The 3,517-nt window shown below is 37.0% G+C and carries 4 protein-coding genes; 1 reads left to right on the forward strand and 3 read right to left on the reverse strand.

Features of this window, described 5'->3' with window-relative positions; translation table 11 throughout:
* The coding region (locus UC75_RS20580) for a serine hydrolase (protein WP_228137148.1) at window positions 1-372 on the forward strand (372 nt) is incomplete at its 5' end.
* Between the two features lie 68 nt (window positions 373-440).
* Here the strand turns inward: UC75_RS20580 and UC75_RS07135 are convergent.
* The 3 genes from UC75_RS07135 to UC75_RS20585 form a co-directional block, all read right to left on the reverse strand.
* Complete coding sequence (locus tag UC75_RS07135) at window positions 441-2,333, reverse strand: DUF4105 domain-containing protein (protein ID WP_128825147.1); 1,893 nt, start codon at window positions 2,331-2,333, stop codon at window positions 441-443.
* A 61-nt stretch (window positions 2,334-2,394) separates the two neighbouring features.
* Complete coding sequence (locus tag UC75_RS07140; RefSeq protein ID WP_005307224.1) at window positions 2,395-2,865, reverse strand: DUF3015 family protein; 471 nt, start codon at window positions 2,863-2,865, stop codon at window positions 2,395-2,397.
* A gap of 148 nt (window positions 2,866-3,013) precedes the next feature.
* A partial coding sequence (locus UC75_RS20585; RefSeq protein ID WP_228137149.1) for a DUF817 family protein occupies window positions 3,014-3,517 on the reverse strand: 504 nt, incomplete at its 5' end.

Here is a 3,517-nt window from a genome sequence, read left to right on the forward strand (position 1 = left end):
GCCAATCTAAATCCACAAAAATATCCGGCAGATATTCAACGCGCAATTAATGAAACACATCAAGGTTTCTACCAAGTAGGCACGATGTATCAAGCATTAGGTTGGGAAGAGTTCTCTTATCCAGCACCTTTACAAACTTTATTAGACAGTAATTCAGAACAAATCGTGATGAAGCCTAATAAAGTGACTACTATTTCAAAAGAACCTTCAGTTAAGATGTTCCACAAAACTGGTTCAACCAACGGTTTTGGAACCTATGTCGTGTTTATTCCAAAAGAAAATATTGGTTTAGTCATGTTAACCAATAAACGTATTCCCAATGAAGAACGCATTAAAGCAGCGTATGCAGTGTTAAATGCAATAAAGAAATAATCTTTTGCTAAAACAAAAAAGGGAGAAATGATTTCATTCATTTTTCCCTTTTTTATTCGTAATGCTATTTAAAAGAACCAAACATATCCTAGACTTGATTTCATCCAGTCTCGATGATTTTGTTGTTCATAATCCCAGTTTAATCGAACGGTATTATTACTATTAATCACATATTGCCACTGAGTATTTACTCTCAAATTCCATTGGTTTTGGTCTTCCCAATAGGGTAATTCAATTTGCACCACAGAGTTGAAGTGTTCAAACCACTGATTCATACAACCTAAAGTTGGTCCCATCCCCACACGCCATCCTTTATCTAGATTTGAACCTGCTTGTAGGTAGGTTTGTAGTTGCCCATAGCAAATATGTTTGCGCTCGTAGTCAGCAAAGCTATATCCAACCTGAGCATTAAAATTCGCTACGCCATGCTGTTTTTCTTCACTAAAAGTACCATCATGAATCGCTTCCTGACGCCAACCTAAATTAAATCCCCAACTCAGCGGTGTTTTAAAAGGTTGAATCGGGTTATAAGAATTTACTTCTAGCAGATCAAGACGTTCTAGCTTTAAATGATCATCTCTCCACTGCGCACTGCCATTTAAAAAGAGTAATTGAGTACCTGCACGGTATCCTCCTTGAGGATCTATTAAGTCATGATAGGCTTGGCGATGACCAAGTTCGATAAACTTGTCTCCTTGAACCTCACCAGCTTTGACTGAAATATTACGTGCATTGTGACCTTGAGTTGGCTCTTTTGTTGGTCTTTTAGGTTCTTGACGCTGTTTGCCTAAATCGATCTGGCTTCTGAGTGCTAAAAGCTGGCGTAACTGTGGCTGAGCAACGCTTTCTTCTATTTTACGGCTCGTAAATTGAAGATATAAATCATCATATGCCATCTCTAAAATTTTAGCCTGATCTTGCTCACTAAATGTTTTTAAAATCTGAGAAGACTGCTGAGTGGGCATCATCGCAATTTGATGAGCTACCTTCGCCAAAGATTCGCCATGCTGATGAGCTTGGGCCAATAGCTGAGTTTCTAAAGCAGGTCGATATACAGGAGCTTTGGTTAACCCTTGCTGCTGCATCGATTTAATGGTTTCCATCGGGATGGAAGCATGAGTGAATTTCTCTTGCAGATGAGACTCAGGTTTTACTAAATCAACCAACCCTAACAATCGATAGGCGCAGTTATCACTCACAAAGTAATAAGGAAAGCTCACATGTTGCATTTCCCAAATATGGCTAACTAAAAACCGTGTTTCTTCAGGTGTTAAATTTAGCTCATATTCCCATAAATCACGGCTTTCAAAATCGCCGTACTCTTTTACTTTACGGTAATAAGGCATCAGTGAATATTCACCCGGATATTGCCCTGTTAAACCTTTCCATGCATATGACCAGTTGTCGTTCCCGGCCACAGTTGCTGCATAATTTACAGCGTAGGAAACTAAATTTAATTGTTGCTGATCTTTGGGGTCTAAACGCAATAAAGTATGGCCAAACATGGAGCTCGGATTGCCCATAAAATCTGTCGCATAAATTAATGTCGCTTTATGAGGCTTAATCTGTCCAATCCAGTTTTCAAATTCTGAGCACTTCACTTGAGGCAATTCACTTTCTTGGATGCCTACTTTTTGTATGAGCCATTGACTGCGTGCCGGAAATTTACAGCGAATGGACTGATTATCTTGAGCAGGCATAAATAATGCCGAGATGTCAGCTTTCAGTTCTTCTTTTAAATTATTTTTCCCATTTTCTGACATGAAATAGCCAGAATAAGTGACATCACTTTTATGGTCTTTATTGGCATACATGAGCCTTTGCCATGTAATGTCTTGATCTAAGTTTTTCTGTTCTGCAATTGACCAATATTTTTGAATAGATGGATTTATATCTGCTGAATATGCAGTATTCACTGCCAAAGAGGCAAAAACTAAAACAAATGACTTCATTAAGCTCATCAATTTTTATCATTAAATATAAGAAAAACCCTGCCAGACGGCAGGGTTTTCAGTTTCAAACTTATACGTAAGCTTTTAAAACGTCGTCTTTAGCCATTACAGTTTGTAGTGATGCTAAAACTTGAAGCGTATTTTGGTTATTTGCAGAATAGATTTCACCAAAGTTTGCTTTTGAAACTTTAAAGAAACGGTCTTTGTCTTGAGGTTTGATTTGCATTAACTCAGCAAGTACGTTCAGGCTTTCACCTTGGCCTACAGCCATATCACGTGCTAAAGCTTCTGCATTTTCATTTGTGAATGTTACAACTTGCGCTGTTACTGTTCCGCCTTGACGGCAGCCTAAAGTACCGAAAGTGATCCCTAATAATTGGTTAGTAAAAATACCGTTTGTTGTTGCAGCAAGAATTTTAGGCGCTACTCCTTTTTTACCAGCCCATATTTGTGTACCTGCACCACAACCCACATCGTTGTCAGCCATTGCAACACTTGAACCAGCTGCTAATAAAGCAGCTAAAGCTAATTTTTTTAACATAGATGTAAATCTCCAAAATCATTATTGATTGTTTCTTATGTGTTGTATTGTTATGTGTAATTCTTATTACACGATATTAAAGATAACGAGAAGGCTGTGATTTAGCAATTAAAAAATAAACAATATGATAAAAAGTGCAAAAGAAAAATTATCTTAAATTCCAGTTACCTTGATTATCCCTGTTGCCTAATATTTTAAGCACGAGCACTAGACTTAAAATTAATAATAAATACCATGACCCTAGCTTGCCCCAACCGACCATATGCCAAGTATCGACCTGACTTGGATAAAGCCAGATTTTATAAAATGTACTTATATTTTCAGCAATCCAGATCAGAAACGCGAGTGTAAACAAAACAGGTAACATCGGGATTTTGAATTTATGTTCATTTAACTGGAAATAAAGTTTTGTTTTCCAAAAAATAAAAATACTAATCGCGAATAAAATATAGCGAATGTCTGGAACAAAAAATTTACTCATAAAATTTATATATGAGAAAAATGCCAGTAATAGCATAGTTGCAAAACTTGGAAGTTTTTCAAAAGACACTTGAAACAGTCGTATTGAGCGTGCAAAAAAACTACCTACAGCCGAATACATAAAACCTGCAAATAGAGGCACAGTTAAAATTCTAAATACGGCGGGCTGTGG

Source organism: Acinetobacter sp. V2 (genome assembly GCF_001188385.1).
GTDB classification, from domain to species: Bacteria; Pseudomonadota; Gammaproteobacteria; order Pseudomonadales; family Moraxellaceae; genus Acinetobacter; species Acinetobacter oleivorans.

What these genes read in the sequence shown, in the direction of transcription:
- UC75_RS07135 (WP_128825147.1), bottom strand. Translation starts at nt 2,333, where the DNA reads ATGAGCTTAATGAAGTCATTTGTTTTAGTTTTTGCCTCTTTGGCAGTG.
- UC75_RS07140 (WP_005307224.1), bottom strand. Translation starts at nt 2,865, where the DNA reads ATGTTAAAAAAATTAGCTTTAGCTGCTTTATTAGCAGCTGGTTCAAGT.